This is a genomic window from Vibrio sp. 1731 (genome assembly GCF_033339955.1).
In the GTDB taxonomy this organism is placed as follows: domain Bacteria; phylum Pseudomonadota; class Gammaproteobacteria; order Enterobacterales; family Vibrionaceae; genus Vibrio; species Vibrio alginolyticus.
This window is the reverse complement of sequence record NZ_JAWOVO010000004.1, coordinates 186285-208821: the sequence shown is the minus strand read 5'-3', so window position 1 is coordinate 208821 and position 22537 is coordinate 186285. Positions and strand designations below refer to the sequence as shown.

Genomic DNA, 22537 nt, shown 5'->3' with positions numbered 1-22537 from the left:
TATCTACTACTCCGAATTAAGCGCTGTGTTTTTTGATTAGTTCGATAAAGTGGTCAAATAGCGGTGCCGCGTCATGTGGACCTGGGCTCGCTTCTGGGTGACCTTGGAAGCTAAATGCTGGCTTGTCTGTGCGGTGGATACCTTGCAAAGAGCCATCAAATAGCGATACGTGAGTAGCACGTAAGTTTTCCGGTAATGTTGCTTCATCTGCCGCAAAGCCGTGGTTTTGCGAAGTGATCATCACAACGTTACGCTCTAAATCTTTTACTGGGTGGTTTGCACCGTGGTGACCAAACTTCATTTTCACCGTTTGCGCACCTGATGCTAGCGCCAGAATTTGGTGACCTAGACAAATACCAAAAATTGGCAAGCCTTTTTCTAGGAACACTTTGGTTGCTTCAATCGCGTAAGTACATGGTTCTGGGTCACCAGGGCCGTTCGATAAGAATACGCCATCTGGATTTAGTGCCAGAACTTCTTCCGCTGACGTTTCTGCAGGTACAACCGTTAAGCGGCAGCCGCGGTCAACCAACATTCGTAAGATGTTGCGTTTTGCGCCAAAGTCGTAAGCGACAACGTGGTATGGCAGCTCGCTGTCATCTTTCGCCTCTGGAAGTCCACCTTCAAGCGTCCACGAACCTTGCTTCCATTGATACGCTTCTTTTGTTGTAACTTCTTTCGCAAGGTCCATTCCTTTTAAGCCTGGGAATTCTTTTGCTTTCGCTAGTGCCAAAGCTTCGTCTAGGTTGTTGCCCGCAACAATACAGCCGTTTTGAGCACCTTTTTCACGCAGGATACGAGTGAGCTTACGAGTATCGATATCAGCGATGCCAACGATATTTTGAGACTTAAGATAATCAGAGAGGGATTGTTCGTTACGGAAGTTAGAAGCGATTAGAGGAAGATCGCGAATCACAAGGCCTTGTGCATGAATGGAAGAGGATTCTTCATCTTCGGAAGTGGTTCCGGTATTGCCAATGTGAGGATAAGTGAGAGTGACGATTTGCTGAGAATAGGAAGGATCAGTGAGGATTTCTTGATACCCCGTCATCGAGGTATTAAAAACGACTTCACCAACGGAAAGACCATCTGCCCCTATGGACACTCCGCGGAACACTGTCCCATCTTCTAGGACCAACAGTGCTAATTTACCCAAGACAACCTCCAGAATAAAAATGCAAAAAAAATAAATCAAACTGCAAACATGCCTTCCTTTACCTATAAAATCTACATAAATAGGTATTTCAGACAAATTGGCGGTATTCTAAAGTTGGACTCGAAACCTGTCAACCTACAATCAAAAATAAATGATTAATTTCTAGCGAGTAAGGTCATTTTGAATCAGTAAGGCCCAAAAAGATAACTTTTACATGCTATTACATAGAGAGGCATAGAGGTTTAATGAATTTTACAAATTTGAACTTTTTAGAGATCACAAAAAAGTATGAATTTTTCACGCAAACGTTCACTCAACAAAAAAGACATTAGTTTTTAGACATCAAAACCCAAAACACCCACAAAACAACCAAAACAACGACAAAAGTAAGCACCAAAATACTTTCTGTTAGAATCATTTCATTTACAAATAATTCTATAGATATAAAAAAGCCGGCTACCGCCGGCGAATAATTATGTATTTAGAGTTCATTCAATCCCAAAACATCTGTCATGGTATAAAAGCCCGCTGGTTTGGCACTCAACCAAACAGCGGCCTTGACGGCGCCATTAGCAAACGTCATACGATCGGTCGCTTTGTGCGTTATCTCCACTCGTTCCCCGATATCAGCAAACATGGCTGTGTGCTCACCGACGATATCGCCAGCGCGAATTGTAGCAAAGCCGATCTCATCTTTAGTACGTTCACCTGTGATACCTTCTCGCGCATAGACAGCTACATCATTCAGCTTGTTGCCCATCGCACCAGCAATGGCTTCGCCCATCCCGATAGCGGTACCAGAAGGAGCATCAACTTTATGACGATGATGTGCTTCGACAATCTCAACATCACAGTAGTCGCCCATCACTTTGGCTGCTTTCTCAAGAAGCTTAAATACTAGGTTCACACCAACAGAGTAGTTAGGAGCCATGACAACAGGCACTTGCTTAGCGGCTTCGTCAATCAGTTCACGCTCTGCATCACTGAAACCAGTCGTCCCAATCACAATACTCTTTCCATGCTTCTTACACAGTTCAAGATTCGCCAACGTACTTACTGGGGCAGTAAAATCGATGATTACATCAAAATTATCGACGTCTTTAGCAAGATCATCCGTTAAGAACACATCGAATTTGCCTTCACCACAAAGTTCACCGATATCGACACCGACAAGTGAGGACTCAGGTCGTTCTGATCCCGCGCTCACTGTCGCCTCTGGGTTAAGGTGTGAAGCTTTAACCAAATTACGGCCCATTCGGCCTGCTGCTCCTGCGATTGCAATACGAACCATTGCGCTTTCTCTCCTTCTCTGGATAACGAGGTTTGCTCTCGTTCTCTCGTTTCGCTTAATCTGTTTAAACTAACAACATACCGTGGTTACCACAAGCAAGTTCATCAGGCTTAAGCGAACTCTTTTACGACACGCTCCAAGATAGGCACGTTCGCTTCAGGAAAGGCATAGTTACCCAATTCTCTTATCTCAACCCAGCGACCTTCTTGACCTTCTCGGCCGTAAGGCTCATTACTGAACTTAGATACCGTAATAAAATCAAACTTAAGTGATTTGTCTGGATAGTCATATTCCAAATGCTCGAAAAGGGCTTGCTCAGTAACTTCAATTCCTACCTCTTCTTCAAGTTCTCTTGCTAGAGCATGTTCAATACTTTCTCCTGACTCGACTTTCCCGCCGGGAAACTCCCAAAACCCGCCTTTATGCTTGTCGTCTGGACGCTTTGTAATAAAAATTTTTGATTTGTCTTGGTTAAAAATAATAGCCGCGACTATGTGAATTCTTTTCATAGGGGTTCCTAACTCTCAAGCCGTTACACTTCAACGGTCTTTGCATCTCTAAAACTATCCGATGCTATCAAAACTTATGAAATTCGACAGCCACAGAATTTGCTTAAAAAAAGAGCCGCCTAGGCGACTCTTTAAAAAATTATCTGACTAATACGTTAGTCGATTTTGCCGTGGCACTGTTTATACTTCTTACCACTACCACAAGGGCAAGGCTCATTGCGACCTACTTTACGTTCATCACGTACCATTGGCTGACTTGAACCTTCTTCAGATTCTTCACCTTCAGAAAGAGGGTTTTGTGCTGCTGCGTGTTGCGCTTGAGCACGACGAGCGGCCTCTTCAGCTTGCGCACGACGTTGCTCTTCCATACGTTCAACTTCTTCTTGTTGCTGAACTCGAACGCGAGATAGAACAGTAATCACATCAGTTTTCAGCGCTTCTAGTAGACCTTCAAACAGTTCAAACGATTCACGCTTGTATTCCTGTTTCGGGTTCTTCTGCGCATAGCCGCGTAAGTGAATACCCTGACGCAAGTGATCCATTGCTGCCAAGTGCTCTTTCCAAAGCGTATCCAGAGTTTGAAGCATAACCGATTTCTCGAAGTTACGAAGCACTTGCGCACCCACCACTTCCTCTTTCTCTTTGTACACTTCAACGGCTAGATTGATGATCTTCTCGCGTAGCGCCTCTTCGTAAAGCTTATCGTCTTCTTCAAGCCATTGCTTCACTGGCGCATCAAGATCGAAGTCTGCTTTCAAGCGCTCTTGCAGACCTTCAACGTCCCACATATCTTCTAGTGATTGTGGCGGGATGTACTCATCAATAACCGCGGTTAGCACATCTTCACGGTTTTGCTCGATCATACCGCTGATGTCTTCAACGTTCATCAATTCGTCGCGCAGCTCGTAGACAACCTTACGCTGATCGTTCGCCACATCATCGTATTCTAGTAGCTGCTTACGGATATCAAAGTTACGGCCTTCCACTTTGCGCTGTGCTTTTTCAATTGAGCGAGAAAGCATTTTCGATTCAATAGCTTCACCTTCTTCCATACCACTTTGAATAAGGCTCGCCATACGATCAGAAGTGAAAATACGTAACAAAGAGTCTTCCATAGATAGGTAGAAGCGCGATGAACCTGCATCTCCTTGACGACCAGAACGACCACGTAGCTGGTTATCAATACGGCGAGATTCGTGGCGCTCAGTACCAATGATGTGTAGACCACCAGCATCTAGTACTTGATCATGTACCACTTTCCACTCTGCTTTAATCGCATCGATTTGTTCTTGAGTTGGGTTCTCCAAAGCTTCCACTTTTGATTGCCAACTACCGCCAAGCACAATATCCGTACCACGACCGGCCATGTTGGTCGCGATAGTTACCGCACCCGGCATACCCGCTTCAGCAACAATTTCCGCTTCCTTCTCATGGAATTTCGCATTCAATACGTTGTGTTTGATCTTCGCTTTCTTCAAGGCGTTGGAGAGTAGTTCTGATTTTTCAATCGATACGGTACCAACCAATGTTGGCTGACCTTTCGCAACGCGCTCTTTGATATCTTCAATGATTGCAGCAAACTTCTCAGCTTCGGTACGGTACACCACATCCGGCATATCGTTACGAATCATTGGTTTGTTGGTTGGGATAACCACCGTTTCCAAGCCATAAATAGATTGGAACTCAAACGCTTCAGTATCCGCAGTACCTGTCATACCAGACAGTTTTTCGTATAAGCGGAAGTAGTTCTGGAAGGTAATCGAAGCCAAAGTTTGGTTTTCGTTTTGAATCTTAACGCCTTCTTTCGCTTCTACTGCTTGGTGAAGACCTTCAGACCAACGACGACCTGGCATTGTACGACCAGTATGTTCATCAACAATTACTACTTCACCTTCGTCAGTAACGATGTAATCAACGTTGCGCTCAAACAACACATGAGCACGCAAAGCGGCATTCACGTGATGTAACATGCTGATGTTAGTCGGAGAGTAAAGTGTGTCACCCTCTTCCATAAGACCATTTTTCACCAACAGTTCTTCAACGTACTCTTGGCCCGTTTCTGTGAGGTATACTTGCTTTGATTTCTCATCAACAGTGTAGTGACCATCACCACGATATTCTTCAGAGTCTTCTTTGTCTTGCTTTTTAAGATGCGGGATCAAAAGGTTGATTCGGGTGTATAGCTCAGAGCTATCTTCAGCAGGACCAGAAATGATCAAAGGAGTACGAGCTTCATCAATTAGGATTGAGTCCACCTCATCGACAACTGCAAAGAAGCGATCACGCTGTACACGGTCTTCGCTACGGAAGGCCATATTGTCACGAAGGTAGTCAAAACCAAATTCATTGTTGGTTCCGTATAGAATGTCAGCTTGGTACGCTTCTTTTTTCTCTTGAGGAGGCATGTTTGGCACGTTTACACCAACGGTCATACCTAAAAATTCAAATAGAGGGCGGTTCGTCTCAGCATCACGTTTAGCTAGATAATCGTTCACTGTTACGATGTGAACGCCTTTACCAGCAAGAGCATTTAAGTAAGCTGGAAGCGTTGCCGTCAGCGTTTTACCTTCACCCGTACGCATTTCAGCGATTTGACCCGCATTTAGAACCATACCGCCGATAAGCTGGACGTCGAAGTGGCGCATACCGTAGACACGCTTAGATGCTTCACGAACCGTAGCAAAAGCTTCTGGAAGTAGTTTATCAAGAGTTTCACCCTTCTCTAGGCGCTCACGGAATTCAACCGTCTTTGCTTTTAACTCTTCATCACTTAGAGCCTCGAATGTTGGCTCATAGTTATTAATTTCTTTTACAATTTTTCTAAGGCGGCGCAGTGTTCGGTCGTTGCGACTGCCAATCACTTTTGTCAGTAGCTTAGTTATCATTTTTCGTGAATCTCTCTTTATTCAGACCGTTCCCGATCTACTCATAATGCCTTCAGTCTCTGCCAGTTTGGAACTAAGAATACTGAGATAAATCATTTATCAAAGATATTGAGTTCAAACATCCATATTTCAAGGCTAAGTTTTGAAACAATGTGGCTTAGTGTAAGGATTTTTAATCGATACAACCATAAATAGACGTATTTGTTTGAAGCACTCTGAAGTTTTTACTTAAAGTGGTGACTGATTAGCCGATATTGCATACCGCAATATGTGTAATCCATCCAGAGCAAACTTTGCTTTTTACCTTGCTACATTGTAAAACTGAAGCTAAAGACGTTAATGTAAACTATACCTTGATAGAAAGCTGCTCTAGAATAGCTATATCTCAACAAAATTAGATTTTACCTATGCGTGATCACCGTCCAACCTCGACTGAAGATGTTATTGCTGAGTCACAGTTCAAGCAGATTCAAGAACATGCTGGAGAAATCTTACAGCTTAACCAAGCTTTGCAAGAGGTCTTACCCACGGGGACGGCCGATCATTGCCGAGTAGCGAATGTTCGTAACGGCCATCTATTGATCGATGTCTCTAGTGCCGCGATCAAAATGAAGATCGATTACGATCGCCTCATGATCCTAAATAAACTTCGTACTCAAGGCTTTGCCAAGCTGATGAGCGTTGAAGTGAGGATCAATCCTTCACTATATCGAAACCGCTTTCAACAAGACGACAGACCTAAGCGTCCACCACTAACCGAATCTGCAGCAAAGTCATTAATGACGATTGCCGACATGGCGCCACCGAAAATTCAAGAGCGTTTAAAACGATTAGCCGATATGGCAGAAAAGGAAGATCGTAAGTGAACGTTATTTCAATATGCTGAAAGCTTGAATGTTATTGATAAATCCAGGATTAAAGCCAAATAGCAAAAAACCAGGCATAAGCCTGGTTTTTTATTAATTCTAATGCCAAGTATTTACGCAAGCACCATATTTGGTTCTGCGAATGCTACTGGTGAGCCGACTTCTTCTTCGAATGTAGTCCACTCCCACGCTTCCTGATCTGCAAGAACAGCACGTAACAGTTGGTTATTTAAACCGTGGCCAGATTTAAAGGCACGGAATTCACCAATGATTGGGTGGCCACACATGTAAAGGTCACCAATCGCATCCAACACTTTGTGAGTCACAAACTCATTTTCAAAGCGTAGACCTTCTTCATTAAGAATACGGTAATCATCCAAAACGATAGCATTGTCAAAACTACCACCCAAAACTAGGTTTTGAGATTGTAGATATTCGATATCACGCATAAAGCCAAACGTACGTGCTCGAGAAATCTCACGAACAAAGCCTTTTGACGAGAAATCAAACAGCAAACGTTGCTCGTCTGATTCAATCGCTGGGTGATTAAACTCAATTTCGAAGTCCATACGGAAGCCGTTAAATGGTACAAATTCTGCCCATTTATCACCATCTTCAAAACGAACTGGCTTTTTGATGCGGATGAAGCGTTTTGGCGCATTTTGCGTTTCGATACCTGCTTGTTGTAGCAAGTATACAAATGGGCTTGCACTACCATCCATGATCGGAATTTCAGGTGCGTCTACTTCGACAACAATGTTATCGATGCCCATACCAGCAAGTGCCGCATTCAAGTGCTCAACAGTTGAAATACGCACACCTTCATCGTTTACCAATGCAGTACAAAGCATGGTGTCACGAACCGAAGCTGGATCAGCTGGAAAATCTACAGGTGGATTTACATCTGTACGACGGTAAATGATACCTGTATTTGCAGCAGCCGGGCGCAGAGTAAGTGTGACTTTACGACCAGAGTGGAGACCCACACCAGTTGTTTTCACTATTTCTTTCAGAGTACGTTGTCTGATCATCTGCTTGCCTCTCAAAAATTTGCTACAAAACACGGCCGTCTGTAACGTCGACCGTGAATGCTACCATAATTTTGAGCCATGTCAAATTTATGGGTTAAAGATTAATCAGCCTGACGACGCAAAAATGCCGGTATATCTAAATAACCACTTTCCTTTTCTTGCTTTGGAGCCGCAGAACTTTGGCTCGACGAAGCTGGAGAAGAAGGAGCAGTGTTTGTCGGCTGAGGAGTTACCTGTGGCTTCTCTTGCACTTGATTATTTTGCAAGGTCTGTGCCGGTTTTTCTTCAGCTTGCGTTGCCGCTGCTTGTTGCTGTGGTTGAGCTTGCGGCGTCGGTGCCACTTTAGCTTTACCACCCGCAACTAGCGTGATATCTGGCTTTTTCTCATTACCAATACCTGTCGCTACAACTGTTACGCGGATTTCGTCAGTCATATCAGGGTCTAGAGAAGTACCGATAACAACAGTCGCATTGTCAGAAGCGAATGCCTTCACTGTATTACCAACCGTCTCAAACTCGTCAAGACGCATATCCAGACCAGCAGTAATATTGACAAGAACACCACGAGCGCCCGCTAGATCGATGTCTTCCAGAAGTGGGCTAGAAATTGCCATTTCAGCCGCTTCTTCAGCACGGTCTTCACCTTTGGCGATGCCGCTACCCATCATTGCGTGACCCATTTCAGACATTACAGTTCTTACGTCCGCAAAGTCGACGTTGATCATGCCAGGGCGAGTAATTAGCTCAGCAATACCTTGAACGGCATTCTTAAGAACATCGTTAGCGCTTGCAAAAGCTTCTAGTAGTGTTACACCACGACCAAGTACTTTAAGTAGCTTTTCGTTTGGAATCGTGATCAAAGAGTCAACATGCTTAGACAGCTCATCGATACCTTGCTCAGCAAATGCCAAACGCTTTTTACCTTCAAAACTAAACGGTTTAGTTACTACCGCTACTGTTAGAATGCCAAGCTCTTTAGCCACTTCAGCAATAACAGGCGCTGCACCAGTACCGGTACCGCCACCCATACCAGCTGCGATAAACACCATATCGGCGCCAGTCAGGGAATCTTTAATTCGATCTCTGTCTTCGAGAGCTGCGTCACGGCCAACCTGTGGATTAGCACCTGCACCCAGACCTTTAGTGATATCACCACCGATCTGAATAACATTGCCAACGCTTGTCTTACGAAGTGCTTGCGCATCAGTGTTGACGCTGATGAATTCCACACCTTCGATGGATTCACGCACCATGTGTTCAACGGCGTTACCACCGCCGCCACCAACCCCAACGACCTTGATTACTGCATCGTCAGACATTTCCATCATCGGTTCAAACATGTGTTGTCTCCGTTTATCCTGCAACTCAGGTTAAAACTCTTTTTGTATCCAGTTACGCAATTTATCGAAAAAGCCAGTTACAGATGAGCGTTTAGGTTCATTATAATCGCTATCGTCGCTAGACTGCATGTCTCTTGCGTAATGAAGTAATCCAACTGCCGTAGAATGGTACGGCTCTTTTACATAGTCAGTTAATCCGCTGACTTCGAGCGGTTTGCCGACCCTTACTTGATTGCGGAATACGCGTTCCGCACATTCTACCACTCCGTCCATTTGCGCAGCACCGCCGGTGAGTACAACTCCCGCAGCCAGATGGTGCTTGATACCCTCTTCGCGCAATTTTGCTTGTACAGAGTCGATAGTTTGGTTAACCAGTCCCATAAGCTCAGAGTAGCGTGGCTCAATCACTTCTGACAACGTTTGACGTTGCAGGCTACGTGATGGTCGTCCACCTACGCTTGGTACATTAACCGTGTCATCCTTACTGACCAGTTCACTCAAAGCACAGCCATATTTGACTTTTATTTCTTCAGCATCGCTCACTGGCGTGCCAAAAGCAAAAGCAATATCACTGGTTACAGCATTTCCTGCGTACGAAAATACTTCTGTGTGACGTAACGCACCGCCAGTCCAGATGGCCACATCCATCGTGCCGGCGCCAATATCAACCACACAAACTCCAAGCTCTCTTTCATCCTCGGTGATTACTGCATTACTAGCAGCAAGCCCAGAAAATACGAGTTGTTCTACTTTAAGGCCGCAGCGTTCTACCGCCTTAATAATGTTGCGTGCCATGTCATTATGGCATGAGATAAGGTGGACACTCACTTCCATTCTTACCCCAGATAAACCAAGCGGATTTTTGATTCCTTCTTGGTAATCAATGGTGAACTCTTGCGGGATCACATGAAGAATTCGCTGTTCATCACCGATTTTAATCGATTTTGCGGTATGGATAGCGCGATCCATGTCTTCTTGAGACACCTCTTCATCAGAAATCGTGCCCATACCTTTTTCAATTCGGCTTGCGATATGCTTACCAGACAACGAAATGAAGACTCGGCTGATCTGGCACTCTGCCATTAATTCAGCTTGATCAATTGCACGTTGTACTGATTTTACAACCGACTCCAAATCATTCACGCCACCTTTATCCATGCCACGTGAGGGGCTACTACCTGCGCCAATAATATTAATTTGACCGTCTGGTAAAACCTCACCCACTAGAGCCGATACGGTTGCAGTGCCTATATCAAGACCAACAATAATGTTGTCATCAGCGGCCTTAGTCATCTGTACTCTCTTCTAACTCTTGTTCAGGAAACCAACCAACTGCGGCTCCTGTATCGTACCTAAGATCGATATAACTGATTCTTTGCGTGTCACTGCCAAGCTTGTTATAGAGCTTAAAAAAGCGCTCTATACGCTCAAGAAGAGACTCTTTACCGAGCTCTAATCGAATACCGTTATCAAGGATGATTTGCCAAGCTCGTCGCTCGTTTAATACCAGAGACGATATCGCTAAACCCAATTGCTGAAACTTAGGACTCAAATCACGGTAAGTCTGTAAGACTTCCGGTCCGCTATCTTTGGGTCCGTACAGCTTCACTTTTTCTTCTTGCAACAGAGCAACATCTCCATCAAAAACGAACCCGTTTTTATCTAACAGTTCGTTGCCATTCCAAATGGCTTCTGGTTGATGCTCCGTCAAAAAAACTTTTACTGTATCCGGCCACTGCTTTCGGATTGCGGCATGCGCTACCCATGGCAGAGCTTCGACACTTTGCTGTAATACATCAATATCCTGAGACATAAATGTACCGATGTGATCAATTCGACTAAATGCAGCCTGCACATCGTCAGCTTGGACATACTCCAGTTTCCCCTGAAGTACTATTTTGGAGAGAGGTAACCTTTGGTCATCCCACATCCAACTGATCGCCGCGTACAAAACAGAACTAATTAAAGTCACAACCACAACGAAAAATAACGCACCCAAGATTTTTTCTTGGCGACCACGGTTGTTGCCCGTGTTTGGTCGCTCGTCATTCAGTGCAATATTCAACAACGTCTTCGTTTCCTGACTTTTGTCGTGTACTTTTTACCCATATAATTGCGCAGAGGTAAAAGTCTTGACTTTAACCTTGGGATTATACTGAGCTCTTGTAAACTATCAAACACTGATAGCAATAAATCACAATGATATTGACGCAAAATCGAGATCTGAGTCTTTATCTGTCCTTCGCATCAACAATATGTGTCAGCCAAGCATCTTGTTTATATTCAATTTAAGACCTGCCAGCTGTTTCGCCACTTTACCAATATCACCCGCACCTTGCGTTAAGATTAGGTCGCCGTCTTGTATAACGTTAGCTAAAACTGAAGGTAATTGCTCGATTTCTGGAACAAAAATCGGGTCTACCTTGCCTCGGCTGCGAATTGTGCGACATAAAGCGCGCCCATCAGCACCTGCAATCGGCTTTTCACCCGCTGCGTAAACATCCAGCATGATCAATACATCCACCTGTTCAAGCACATTCGCGAAATCATCGTATAAATCACGAGTACGGCTATAACGGTGCGGTTGGAAAATCATCACCAAACGCTTGTCTTGCCAACCACTGCGTGCTGCATTAATGGTTACATCCACTTCTGTTGGATGATGGCCGTAATCATCAACAAGCATTGCATGGCCGTTGCCAGTATCAAACTCGCCAAGGTGATCAAAACGTCTTCCCGTACCTTGCGTACCAGCCATTGCCTTTAGGATCGCATCGTCTTCAATGTCATCTTCAGTAGCAACCGCAATCGCAGCAGACGCATTCAATGCATTGTGACGACCTGGAATATTCAGCGTGATATCTAAGTTAGCTCGCCCTTTACGTACTACCGTAAATTTGCCTTGCTGCCCCTCTTGACGATAATCTTCAATACGTACGTCGGCATCTTCAGAAAAACCGTAAGTTATCACTTGACGACTAATACGTGGGATTAACTCTCGAACCACAGGATCGTCAATGCAAACAATTGCTTGGCCGTAAAACGGTAGATTATGAAGGAAATCGATGAAGGTTTGCTTTAAGGTTTCAAAGTCACCACCATAGGTATCCATATGATCGGCTTCGATATTGGTAACAATGCTCACCATTGGTTGCAAGTGCAGGAATGACGCGTCACTTTCATCTGCCTCTGCAATTAGAATACGACTCGAGCCTAGACGCGCATTTGTACCTGCGCTTTTCACCAAACCGCCATTCACAAACGTTGGATCAAGACCGGCTTCAGAATAGATTTGAGTAACAAGAGCGGTCGTCGTGGTTTTACCGTGTGTACCCGCAACGGCAATACCGTGACGGAATCGCATCAATTCAGCCAACATCTCTGCGCGGCGTACAATAGGGATGCGTAATTCACGTGCCGCCATCACTTCTGGGTTTTCTTCGTTGATCGCCGTTGACACAACAACCACACTGGCTTTTTCTACATTACTGGCTTGATGACCAATAAATACCGTCGCACCTTTTGATACCAAACGCTCTGTCACAGCGTTCTCTGATAGATCAGAACCTGTGATTTGGTAGCCTTCGTTCAACAGCACTTCTGCAATGCCGCTCATGCCCGCACCACCAATACCGATGAAGTGGATGGATTTCACGCGGCGCATCTCTGGCACCATTGCGCGAATCTGAGCTAAGTCTTGTGTATGTTGGATTGTCATCAATTCTATTCTCAATAATTCGGTTAACGCTTTTCGGTCAAAGCGACAATGGCTTGTGCGACAACTCGGTCAGCATTCAATTTTGCAGCGCCACGCGCTTGCTCAGCCATTGTAAGTAAAGCTTGGCGATCCAATTGTTGGATCTGCAGAGTCAGAGACTCAACGGTTAAATCTGGTTGTTCAATCATTTTCGCCGCGCCGCAATCCACCAAGTGGTCTGCATTAAGTGCTTGCTGGCGGTCTTTGTGCATGAATGGAACAAAAATAGCGCCTACACCTGCCGCCGAGACTTCAGATACGGTTAACGCTCCAGAGCGACAAACTAAAAGGTCAGCCCATGCGTAAGCTTCTGCAACGTCATCAATGAATTCCATTACTTCTGCATTTACCACACCATTAGCTTGGTATGCTGCATTCACTTCTTCGGCGGCACCTTTACCCGCTTGATGACGAATACAGTAATCTTCGCCCAATTTCGACATCACTTCTGGCAGAGTTTGGTTAAGAATACGTGCGCCTTGGCTGCCACCCATCACCAAAATGCGAATTGGACCTTGGCGCTCTTGCATGCGCTCAGTTGGCGCTGCTAATTGAGTCACGTCTTCACGAACTGGGTTCCCAACCACTTCGGCATTTGGAAAAGCGCCTGGGAAAGCCTGAAAAACCTTCTTAGCGATTTTCGATAACCATTGGTTCGTTAAACCTGCTACTGCATTTTGTTCATGCAGAACAACAGGAATACCACTCATCCAAGCAGCAATACCACCCGGGCCGCTAACATAACCGCCCATACCAAGCACTGCGTCTGGCTGCCAGCGTTTCATGTGAGCACGAGCCTGCATAATGGCATTGATAATTTGAAATGGTGCTGCAAGAAGACGTTTAACGCCTTGACCTCGTAACCCTTTCACTTTGATAAAGTCGATTTCAATGCCATGTTTTGGCACCAAATCCGCTTCCATTCGATCCGCCGTACCTAACCAACGGATCTCCCAACCTTGTTCTTGAAGCTGTTTTGCTACCGCCAAACCTGGGAATACGTGACCGCCAGTACCACCAGCCATCACCATCAAACGTTTATTTTGTTTCATTAGCTTGTTGTTCTGATTGTTGTTGCTCGCGTTTCAAGCGGCATTCGTAATCGATACGCAGTAGTATGGACACTGCGACGGACATAATTATTAGACTAGAACCACCATAACTGATGAGTGGAAGTGTTAAACCTTTAGTTGGAACAATACCGGCGGCAGCTCCAACATTAACCAAGGTTTGAAACGCAAACCAAATACCAATTCCGAAAGCCAGATAACCTCCGAACATTTCGCCTTCTTCAAATGCACGCTTGCCGATGTAAACCGCTTTTAGCACCAAGCTAAAAATCAGCATTAAGACCAGCACTACGCCTACGAAACCAAGCTCTTCAGCAAGTACGGCAAACACAAAGTCGGTATGCGCTTCCGGTAGATATTCCAGTTTTTGAATTGAATTACCGAGACCTTGTCCGAGCCATTCACCACGACCAAACGCCATCAAAGACTGAGTCAACTGATAGCCACTGCCAAATGGATCTTCCCACGGGTCAAGGAAGGAGGTTACTCGTCGCATACGGTATGGCTCGACGAGAATCAAACCTACCACAGCGCCGATACCTGCCACCATCAAGGCGAGAAACTGGGTTAGTTTTGCACCTGCGATAAAAAGCATGCCAAACAGCGTGACCAGCATCACGACGACCGTCCCCAAGTCTGGCTGACCAAGTAGTAATACTGCGAAGAAGGCAAACACCATGATTGGCTTCATAAAGCCACCAAAGAACGTTTGTCGTACTTCGTCTTGCTTTCGAACTAAGTAACCAGACATGAAGATAAACAGCGATAGCTTCGCGACTTCCGCTGGCTGAAGGTTAAACAGCCCAAGGGGAATCCAACGAGACGCACCATTAACCGACTTACCCGCCAAGAGCACGATGCTCAACAGTGCGAAAGAAGCCCAAAGTAAGTAATGGCTCTTCTTAAACCACTCTTGCAAAGGCACTTGCAAAATAACAGCGGAGGTCCCTAACGCCAGCACGAGAAACGTCGCATGACGAAACATAAAGTGGAACGGCTGTTCCGTTAATCGAGAGCTGATTGGAAATGATGCAGAGGTTACCATGACCAAACCAGTCAACATCAAACCCAGTGCAATCCACACTAACTGGCGATCAAACATCGCCTCTGGGGCTGGATGCTTGAGCCAATTGCCAATACTGCGTTTAACGTTACCTAAACCCACGAAGTGTGTAACCTTTAATTATGCATATTTCTGAGCAAGAGCAGCGAAAGCATCACCTCTTGCCATAAAGTTGTCGAATTGATCAAAGCTAGCACATGCAGGAGACAGCATCACCATATCACCTGGTTTTAACTGCGAAGATACTTGTTGAATCACATCTTCCATAGTGTCGAAACGTATTGCAGATTCATGCAGTGGCATAAATTCATCGCCATCAGCGCCAAAGCAACACAGTTGCAAGTTAAGCGTCGCGAAGATCGGTTTTAATGGCGAGAAGTCAGCACCTTTGCCAACACCACCAACGAGTAAGTAGAGCTTGCCTATCGATTCCAAACCAGATAGCGCAGCCATAGTGCTGGCAATATTAGTTGCTTTAGAGTCATTCACCCATTTGACGCCTTGATTATCCGCAACCACCTGGCATCGGTGTGTCAGTCCCGTGTAATTTTTAAGTGCATTCAATGCTTTGTGATAGTTTACGTCCGCAGCTTTTAATAGCGCTAAAGCAACCAGAGCGTTAGATAAGTTGTGCTTACCAACCAACTTAATCTCATCACTTGCGACAACTCGTTGACCGTGATCGAGCAGCCAAGTACGGTTGCCATCCACCTCGAGACCAAAGTCCTGATTGTCGCTGCCAAATGTCACCAATGGCATCTCTGCGTCTGGGAAGGTGTCTTGATCATCACGGTTCACGACCGCAAGAGCAGCATGGTTAAAAATACGCAACTTGGCTTGTCGATAGTCAGACATGCCTTGATAACGATCCATATGATCTTCAGAAAGATTCAGAAACGCAGCGGCTTTGAGCTTTAAGCTTGACGTCGTTTCTAACTGGAAGCTCGAGAGTTCGAGTACATATAGGTCTGCGTCTTGTTCTAACAAGTCCAGAGCAGGCACACCGATGTTACCACCAACGCCAACATCCAAACCTGCAGCCTTAGCCATCACACCTGTGAGGTCGGTTACTGTGCTCTTACCGTTTGAGCCCGTAATCGCAATCACCGGTTTCTGCACCGCCCAAGCGAATAACTCGATATCACCTACTACTGCCGTACCTTTTGCTAATACGGCTTGGATCTCTGGTGTCGCTAGCGCAATACCAGGGTTGGTCACGATAAGATCCGCGTCAGAAAGCCAGTCCGTATTCCAACCACCACTATGCAGTTGAACACTTTCCGGCAAGCGCTCTGCACCTGGAGGGTTTACACGAGTATCAATGACTTTGACCACAAGTTGTGGCTGATTTTTTCTTAGGTGTTTAACGACAGAGAGCCCGGTAATACCGAGCCCTACGACGACAACACTATGTATGTTTTGCCAACGTTCCATATTTGATCACACTGTAAATCTTATTCTTGGAAAGTGCGATTAACGCACTTTCAATGTCGCAAGACCAATCAGAACAAGAACCATAGAAATAATCCAGAAGCGCACGATTACACGAGGTTCTGGCCAACCTTTCAATTCGTAGTGGTGGTGAATTGGTGCCATACGGAAAATGCGCTGACCACGTAATTTGTAAGAACCTACCTGTAGGATGACTGATAGCGTTTCCATCACAAATACGCCACCCATGATCACCAACACCAACTCTTGACGAACTAGAACAGCAATGGTGCCCAATGCCCCGCCAAGCGCTAGTGAACCTACATCGCCCATGAACACTTGTGCTGGGTAAGTGTTAAACCACAAGAAACCAAGGCCTGCACCTACGATTGCTGTACATACGACAACTAACTCAGAAGCATGTGGTAAGTATGGTATATGAAGGTATTCAGAGAAGTTAACGTTACCGGTCGCCCATGCAATAACCGCGAAGCCTGCTGCAACAAGAACCGTTGGCATGATTGCCAAACCGTCTAGACCATCAGTCAGGTTAACCGCGTTACTTGTACCTACAATGACAAAGTAAGTCAGAATGATATACATCAAACCAAGCTGCGGCATGATGTCTTTAAAGAATGGCACCACTAGCTGAGTTGCTGCTGTGTCTTTACCGTAAGCATACAATGCGAAAGCGACGACAAACGCGATCAACGACTGCCAGAAGTACTTCCAACGCGCGATCAAGCCATCGGTATTTTTGCGTACCACTTTACGATAATCATCAACAAATCCGACCGCACCGTAGCCAAGTAAGACTGTCAGCACCGCCCATACGTAAGGGTTGGATAAGTCTGTCCATAGCAAAATCGTGATTGAGATGGCCGCTAAGATCATGATACCGCCCATTGTTGGGGTACCACGCTTACTAAAGTGAGATTCAGGACCTTCGTTACGCACTACCTGACCAATTTGCAGCATTTGCAAACGCTTGATCATGATTGGTCCCATCCATAATGACAGACCTAGAGCGGTTAATACGCTTAGGATTGCTCGAAAAGACAAGTATTCAAACAATCGGAAAAAAGACAGGTATGGCTGTAGCAGCTCGGCAAGCCAAATAATCATTAATAATACTCCTTCAAAGCAGCAGCGACTTCAAACATACGTGCACCGTTCGCTCCTTTCACCAATATCGTATGGTTTTCAGGAACGGCTTGGTCTAGATGCTGCTTGATGTATTCAATCATCTCTTGGTGCGTCTCAAAATGAATGCCTTGGCAAAGATCACTGATCACCTTGGCGTCTGCACCATATGTGAGAACATGTTCAAATTTTTGTGGGGCAGCATGTTCCCCGACTTGACGATGAAGTGCAAGACTTTCCTCGCCCAATTCCGCCATATTACCTAAAATCAGCCAGCGTTGACCTGGGAAAGCGGCCAATAAATCAACTGCCGCTTTCATGGCTGGCACGCTCGCGTTGTAGCTGTCGTCAATCAATTTTATCTTTTCGCTCAGCGCTTCAACCTCGACGCGACCTTTCACTTTGTTCAAATGTTTAAGGCCAGCGCGAACCTCTTCTAATGTGGCGCCCATTTGTAACGCAATAATAGAAGCAGCGATCGCATTCGCAACGTTGTGTTGACCTATAATACCCAGAGACAGTTCAATTTCTTGTGAGCTTGCTGCGATATGTAAGTCAAAGCTTGCTTCACCTGCGGCGTTCAATACGATGTTAGAAGCGAAGAAGTCTGCATCAGTATTACTTTGTGAAAAAGTAATGACTTTCTTATCTGCTAACACTTCATCCCACTTGGCTTCACCATTGCTGTCTAGGTTAACAATCGCAATACCACCAGCTGAAAGGCCTTGGTAAATTTCACCTTTGGCTTGTTTCACGCCATCGATAGAACCAAAGCCTTCAAGGTGAGCGGCTGCTACATTGTTCACTAACGCGATATCTGGTTTTACTAACTGAGTCGTGTAAGCAATTTCACCTATATGGTTAGCACCAAGCTCAATCACGGCATAATCATCATCCTGCTGTGAGCGTAATAATGTCAACGGAACACCAATATCATTATTGAAGTTACCCGCCGTGAATAGCACTTTGCCTTTCAATTGCAGGATACTCGCAACCATTTCTTTTACGGTCGTTTTACCGCAACTTCCGGTGATGGCAACGGTAGGAGTTTGGCATGCTTGATGCACCCAAGAAGCAAACTCACCCAATGCAAGTTTGGTATCCGACACCACAATTTGCGGCACATTCACATCTAAGCGTTTTTCCACGAGTAAAGCACCGGCACCTGCATCTACCGCTTGTTGGCAAAAGTTGTGCGCATCAAAGCGCTCCCCTACTAACGCCACAAATAGAGCCCCACGCTCAATCGCTCGTGTATCAGTAGAAACCGCGTCGATAAGTAGATCGTCGCCGAATCGCTCGCCACGAGTGATGTCTGCAATTTGAGATAACGTTACTTTGATCATGAGGTCAATCCTAAAAGTTGCATTGCGGACTCGCGGTCGGAGTAATGAATCGTTTCGCCATTACGAATCTGATAATCTTCATGGCCCTTCCCTGCTAACAAGATAATGTCGTTTGGCGAAGCATTTTCAATGGCATAAGACAGCGCTTTGAAGCGGTCATGCTGAACAATCGCTTCAGCAGGTTTTGACAGCCCAGCTAACATATCTTTCACAATCTGAACCGGATCTTCGCTGCGTGGGTTATCGTCAGTCAACACCACTCTATCACCTAGTCGCTCTGCAATTTCCGCCATCATCGGGCGCTTACCTGCATCGCGATCACCACCGCAGCCAAAAATAGCCCACAGCTGGCCTTCACAATGAACTCGTAAAGCTTGCAGCGCTTTTTCTAAAGCATCAGGAGTATGGGCATAATCGACCACGACTTTGGCACGATCCTCAGTTTGGAATAACTCCATTCGGCCGAGTACAGGTTGCAGTTGACCTGCGGTTTCGAGTAACGCTTGTTTCTCTTTACCTAAGCTTAATAAGGTCGCAAAAGCGAGCATTAAGTTGGTTGCATTAAACTCACCAATCAATGGCGCGCGCAATTCACCTGAGCCAAACTTACCATGGAACTTAATAGTAATCCCTGACTCCGCGTAACTGACTTCCGTCGCCCAAATTGCGCTTTCAAATTCAGTGTTCGGTTTGAGCGAAACAGCGACCGCATTACTTAACTGCGACGCCCATTGATGACCGACTTCATCATCAACATTGATAATGGCACGTTCACATTGGTGTTGCGTGAACAACCCAAGCTTTGCATTGGCATACTCTTCCATCGTGCCATGGTAATCAAGATGGTCACGACTTAAGTTAGTAAACACGCCCGCCGCAAATGATAATGCTTTGACACGACCTTGCGTCAGGCCATGGGAAGATACTTCTAGCGCGGTGTATGTGGCTTGTTGATTTGCGAGAGAGGAAAGCGTTTTCTGAATTTCAACGGCATTCCCCGTTGTATTCGCAGCTTGTTGCAAGTTATTGAGGAAGCCATTTCCTGTTGTTCCCATTACCGCCGCTTTATGGTCAAGCAGTTCTAGCCATTGCGCTATTAACTGGGTAATGGTGGTTTTGCCGTTGGTGCCGGTGACACCAATCAAATCCATATCAGGGTAAGCATAAAGCTTTCCAGCAATTGCGGATAAACGTTGGTCCAACCTATCAATGTAAATGACGGGAACATCATCAATGATTTCCACCGTACCATGTGTTTTGACATCGCAGGCTTGCGCCAGGGCTGCATTTGCACCTTGCTCAATTGCAGAGGCAATGAATTTACGCCCATCCACAACATGGCCAATCACTGCTACAAACGTGGTTCCAGGTTGAACTCTTCGGCTGTCGAGCTCCAATTCAGAAACAAGAACGGACGATAAGCTAGGGCAATCCACCCAAGGGGAAAGCAGCACGTCCATACTGATGGCTTTAGTCATATTTGTTCTCCGAGCTTTGGCTCAGGTTTTCTTAATTTTGTTTGCTCAGTAAACCACAGGGCTTACTGTTGGAATTTGTTTTCGTCAGGTGCAACATTGAGTATTTGTAGCGCGCCTTTCATGATTTCAGAGAAGACAGGAGACGCTACCGAACCACCATAGTAGTCATCGCCTTGAGGCTCGTTTACGATCACTACTAAAGCAATTCGCGGATCGCTAACCGGAGCAAGCCCAGCCGTGTAGGTGATGTACTCGTCGCTGTACCCACCGGCAGAAGCTTTACGTGATGTACCCGTTTTCGCTCCTACTCGATAACCAGGAACTGCCGCTCTGCGAGCCGAGCCCCCTTTTTGAGTTACGGTTTCCAACATGTCTAATACTTGACGCGCATACTTCGCACTCACCACTTGGCGTGACATGTCATGATCATTGCTTTCGATAATATGAATAGGCTCGTATTTGCCAAGGTTTCCAAGCGTCGCATAAGCATGGGCTAGCTGGATTGGTGTAATTGATAGACCATAACCAAACGCAATCGTGGCGCGCTCAATTGGCGACCAACGAGTTCGTGTAGGAAAAATACCCGTCACTTCCCCAACTAGGTTTAGGCCAGAAAGCTCACCAAAACCCACTGAACTGTACAGCCCAAGAAGCGCCTCTACCGGCATTTGCATTGCTAGCTTCGTCACACCGATATTACTCGACTTTTTAAGGATCGTGGTCAAGCTCGCTTTACCTACGCGAGAGACATCTCTGACTCGACTACCACCTAAACGTAGGACACCATTACCGGTATCTACGATGGTATCTTTATCGGCTATCCCATTTTCTAAGGCGGCTAAAATAACGAAAGGCTTAATGGTCGAACCGGGCTCCATTGAGTCCGTGATCACTCGGTTACGCATTTGATAGCTTTGCCAATCGCTACGATTGTTAGGGTTGTAAGAAGGAGCATTAACCATGGCCAATACGGCGCCCGTTTTTACATCCAACATGACAACGGAACCTGAAGTGGCGCGGTGGTCCGCAACGGCTTGCTTAATCGCACGATACGCAATCGCCTGTAGGCGCTGATCGATGGTTAACTGAAGTGATTTACCTTCTTGCTTGTCTTGCCAAGCAATGTTTTCCACAACACGACCATAGCGATCTTTACGAATAGTTTTCTTACCCGCCGCGCCAGTGAGCCACTCATCGTAGCTACGCTCCACACCTTCTAGGCCATGCCCGTCAATGCCTGTTACACCGACTAAGTGAGCACTAACCTCACCTGCAGGATAATAACGACGAGATTCCGACTTAAGGCCAACACCTGGCAGCTTTAGCTCACGAATATAGTTCGCCATGGCCGGACTGACCTGGCGCTGCAAGTAGATAAAGCGACGTTTTTCATTGCGCTTAATTTTGTCTATTAACCCTTGTCGGTCAATACCAAGAACATCCGCTAATGCATGCCAACTTTTGGTCTGGCTTAGCGCGTTTTCTTTAAATATAGTGGCAGGATCTGCCCAAACCGCCTCAACCGGCACACTGACAGCAAGCGGCTCACCATTTCGATCCGAAATAATACCGCGAGCAGAAGGAATGGATTTAACACGAACCGAACGTAGGTCACCTTGTTTAATCAGGTTATCTGGCTCAATGATTTGGATGTAGGCTACGCGTGCCACCAAAAGGGCAAATGCACAAAAAACAAAAAACAGTAATAGATGGAAGCGCCAACGAATCAAGAAAGATTCCTCGACCGCCACTTTCACTGCTTTGTTATCGGTTTTCTTATCCCCCGTAGCCGCTTTCTCTTTTGCTACAGGTTTACGCTTATTGGCTTGTTTCGTGTTGGATTTTTTTCTAATCATTTGAGCGTGACAACCACTTCTTTATCGCCATCAGGTCGTTTCATTTCAAGTTCTTTTTTGGCAAGGTCTTGAACACGACTGTGTTCCGCGAGGGCAGTTTCTTCCAACATTAAGTTACGCCATTCGCTATCTAATCGTTCTCGTTCAACCAACGTATGGTCTTTCTCGGTGATCGCTTGACGCGCATGGTGGGTAGCAAATACCACTCCCATTGCCGATGCCACGATCAATAGCAACAACAGTAATGGCCAGCGACCAACAGTGAGGAGATCTGTTGCAATCAACTTAGCAAGATTAGGAGTGGATTTCGTCATA

At 45.7% G+C, this 22537-nt stretch carries 18 protein-coding genes; 1 reads left to right on the top strand and 17 read right to left on the bottom strand.

Going from position 1 to position 22537, the window contains the following annotated elements:
- Window positions 1-16: 16 nt before the first annotated feature.
- The 4 genes from carA to secA all read right to left on the bottom strand — a co-directional run bounded on the left by carA (window position 17) and on the right by secA (window position 5841).
- Window positions 17-1156 (bottom strand): glutamine-hydrolyzing carbamoyl-phosphate synthase small subunit, encoded by a 1140-nt coding sequence (gene carA, locus R7035_RS06975; protein ID WP_017821483.1) that lies wholly within the window; start codon window positions 1154-1156, stop codon window positions 17-19.
- Between the two features lie 481 nt (window positions 1157-1637).
- A complete protein-coding gene (gene dapB, locus R7035_RS06970; RefSeq protein WP_005381860.1) occupies window positions 1638-2447 on the bottom strand; it encodes a 4-hydroxy-tetrahydrodipicolinate reductase in 810 nt (269 codons plus the stop codon).
- A gap of 110 nt (window positions 2448-2557) precedes the next feature.
- Entirely contained in the window at window positions 2558-2956 is a 399-nt protein-coding gene (gene mutT / locus R7035_RS06965) for an 8-oxo-dGTP diphosphatase MutT (protein WP_005387387.1), read from the bottom strand.
- Window positions 2957-3111: 155 nt separating this feature from the next.
- Complete coding sequence (gene secA / locus R7035_RS06960; protein WP_047102008.1) at window positions 3112-5841, bottom strand: preprotein translocase subunit SecA; 2730 nt, start codon at window positions 5839-5841, stop codon at window positions 3112-3114.
- Window positions 5842-6248: 407 nt separating this feature from the next.
- Between secA and R7035_RS06955 the strand changes: the two genes are divergently transcribed.
- Complete coding sequence (locus R7035_RS06955) at window positions 6249-6707, top strand: DUF721 domain-containing protein (protein WP_033906094.1); 459 nt, start codon at window positions 6249-6251, stop codon at window positions 6705-6707.
- A 113-nt stretch (window positions 6708-6820) separates the two neighbouring features.
- On the opposite strand, the gene lpxC is transcribed toward R7035_RS06955, so the two are convergent.
- The 13 genes from lpxC to ftsL form a co-directional block, all read right to left on the bottom strand.
- On the bottom strand, window positions 6821-7738 hold the full coding sequence (gene lpxC, locus R7035_RS06950; protein WP_005381871.1) for a UDP-3-O-acyl-N-acetylglucosamine deacetylase: 918 nt from the start codon (window positions 7736-7738) through the stop codon (window positions 6821-6823).
- A 101-nt stretch (window positions 7739-7839) separates the two neighbouring features.
- Complete coding sequence (ftsZ, locus tag R7035_RS06945; RefSeq protein ID WP_017633617.1) at window positions 7840-9078, bottom strand: cell division protein FtsZ; 1239 nt, start codon at window positions 9076-9078, stop codon at window positions 7840-7842.
- A 30-nt stretch (window positions 9079-9108) separates the two neighbouring features.
- On the bottom strand, window positions 9109-10371 hold the full coding sequence (gene ftsA, locus R7035_RS06940; RefSeq protein ID WP_005372946.1) for a cell division protein FtsA: 1263 nt from the start codon (window positions 10369-10371) through the stop codon (window positions 9109-9111).
- The gene (locus R7035_RS06935) at window positions 10364-11146 is read right to left on the bottom strand and encodes a cell division protein FtsQ/DivIB (RefSeq protein WP_005387393.1); all 783 of its coding nucleotides are present in this window, start codon (window positions 11144-11146) and stop codon (window positions 10364-10366) included. Before R7035_RS06935 ends, ftsA begins: the two co-directional genes overlap by 8 nt.
- A gap of 192 nt (window positions 11147-11338) precedes the next feature.
- Complete coding sequence (murC, locus tag R7035_RS06930) at window positions 11339-12796, bottom strand: UDP-N-acetylmuramate--L-alanine ligase (protein WP_005387395.1); 1458 nt, start codon at window positions 12794-12796, stop codon at window positions 11339-11341.
- Window positions 12797-12819: 23 nt separating this feature from the next.
- Window positions 12820-13887 (bottom strand): undecaprenyldiphospho-muramoylpentapeptide beta-N-acetylglucosaminyltransferase, encoded by a 1068-nt coding sequence (gene murG, locus R7035_RS06925; RefSeq protein WP_031781122.1) that lies wholly within the window; start codon window positions 13885-13887, stop codon window positions 12820-12822.
- Entirely contained in the window at window positions 13874-15070 is a 1197-nt protein-coding gene (gene ftsW, locus R7035_RS06920; RefSeq protein WP_318146036.1) for a cell division protein FtsW, read from the bottom strand. The genes murG and ftsW overlap by 14 nt, the downstream gene beginning before the upstream one ends.
- 18 nt (window positions 15071-15088) lie before the next feature.
- Window positions 15089-16402 carry a UDP-N-acetylmuramoyl-L-alanine--D-glutamate ligase gene (murD, locus tag R7035_RS06915; RefSeq protein ID WP_262651901.1) on the bottom strand — a complete coding sequence of 438 codons (1314 nt, stop codon included), beginning with the start codon at window positions 16400-16402 and terminating at the stop codon, window positions 15089-15091.
- A gap of 39 nt (window positions 16403-16441) precedes the next feature.
- The gene (mraY, locus tag R7035_RS06910; RefSeq protein WP_005372931.1) at window positions 16442-17524 is read right to left on the bottom strand and encodes a phospho-N-acetylmuramoyl-pentapeptide-transferase; all 1083 of its coding nucleotides are present in this window, start codon (window positions 17522-17524) and stop codon (window positions 16442-16444) included.
- Window positions 17524-18888: a UDP-N-acetylmuramoyl-tripeptide--D-alanyl-D-alanine ligase gene (locus R7035_RS06905; RefSeq protein ID WP_054574276.1), complete on the bottom strand. Its 1365-nt coding sequence runs from the start codon at window positions 18886-18888 to the stop codon at window positions 17524-17526. The genes mraY and R7035_RS06905 overlap by 1 nt, the downstream gene beginning before the upstream one ends.
- The gene (gene murE, locus R7035_RS06900; RefSeq protein ID WP_053350205.1) at window positions 18885-20366 is read right to left on the bottom strand and encodes a UDP-N-acetylmuramoyl-L-alanyl-D-glutamate--2,6-diaminopimelate ligase; all 1482 of its coding nucleotides are present in this window, start codon (window positions 20364-20366) and stop codon (window positions 18885-18887) included. Before murE ends, R7035_RS06905 begins: the two co-directional genes overlap by 4 nt.
- Window positions 20367-20428: 62 nt before the next feature.
- On the bottom strand, window positions 20429-22222 hold the full coding sequence (locus R7035_RS06895) for a penicillin-binding transpeptidase domain-containing protein (RefSeq protein ID WP_086046525.1): 1794 nt from the start codon (window positions 22220-22222) through the stop codon (window positions 20429-20431).
- On the bottom strand, window positions 22219-22536 hold the full coding sequence (gene ftsL, locus R7035_RS06890; RefSeq protein ID WP_005372920.1) for a cell division protein FtsL: 318 nt from the start codon (window positions 22534-22536) through the stop codon (window positions 22219-22221). The genes R7035_RS06895 and ftsL overlap by 4 nt, the downstream gene beginning before the upstream one ends.
- Window position 22537 lies beyond the last annotated feature (1 nt).

Bases quoted from the DNA above. Each gene is read 5' to 3' on its own strand.
- mraY (WP_005372931.1), bottom strand. From the start codon at position 17,524: ATGATTATTTGGCTTGCCGAGCTGCTACAGCCATACCTGTCTTTTTTC.
- R7035_RS06955 (WP_033906094.1), top strand. From the start codon at position 6,249: ATGCGTGATCACCGTCCAACCTCGACTGAAGATGTTATTGCTGAGTCA.
- R7035_RS06905 (WP_054574276.1), bottom strand. From the start codon at position 18,888: ATGATCAAAGTAACGTTATCTCAAATTGCAGACATCACTCGTGGCGAG.
- ftsA (WP_005372946.1), bottom strand. From the start codon at position 10,371: ATGACTAAGGCCGCTGATGACAACATTATTGTTGGTCTTGATATAGGC.
- ftsZ (WP_017633617.1), bottom strand. From the start codon at position 9,078: ATGTTTGAACCGATGATGGAAATGTCTGACGATGCAGTAATCAAGGTC.
- dapB (WP_005381860.1), bottom strand. From the start codon at position 2,447: ATGGTTCGTATTGCAATCGCAGGAGCAGCAGGCCGAATGGGCCGTAAT.
- secA (WP_047102008.1), bottom strand. From the start codon at position 5,841: ATGATAACTAAGCTACTGACAAAAGTGATTGGCAGTCGCAACGACCGA.
- lpxC (WP_005381871.1), bottom strand. From the start codon at position 7,738: ATGATCAGACAACGTACTCTGAAAGAAATAGTGAAAACAACTGGTGTG.
- R7035_RS06895 (WP_086046525.1), bottom strand. From the start codon at position 22,222: ATGATTAGAAAAAAATCCAACACGAAACAAGCCAATAAGCGTAAACCT.
- murC (WP_005387395.1), bottom strand. From the start codon at position 12,796: ATGACAATCCAACATACACAAGACTTAGCTCAGATTCGCGCAATGGTG.
- mutT (WP_005387387.1), bottom strand. From the start codon at position 2,956: ATGAAAAGAATTCACATAGTCGCGGCTATTATTTTTAACCAAGACAAA.
- murG (WP_031781122.1), bottom strand. From the start codon at position 13,887: ATGAAACAAAATAAACGTTTGATGGTGATGGCTGGTGGTACTGGCGGT.
- murE (WP_053350205.1), bottom strand. From the start codon at position 20,366: ATGACTAAAGCCATCAGTATGGACGTGCTGCTTTCCCCTTGGGTGGAT.
- ftsL (WP_005372920.1), bottom strand. From the start codon at position 22,536: ATGACGAAATCCACTCCTAATCTTGCTAAGTTGATTGCAACAGATCTC.
- murD (WP_262651901.1), bottom strand. From the start codon at position 16,402: ATGGAACGTTGGCAAAACATACATAGTGTTGTCGTCGTAGGGCTCGGT.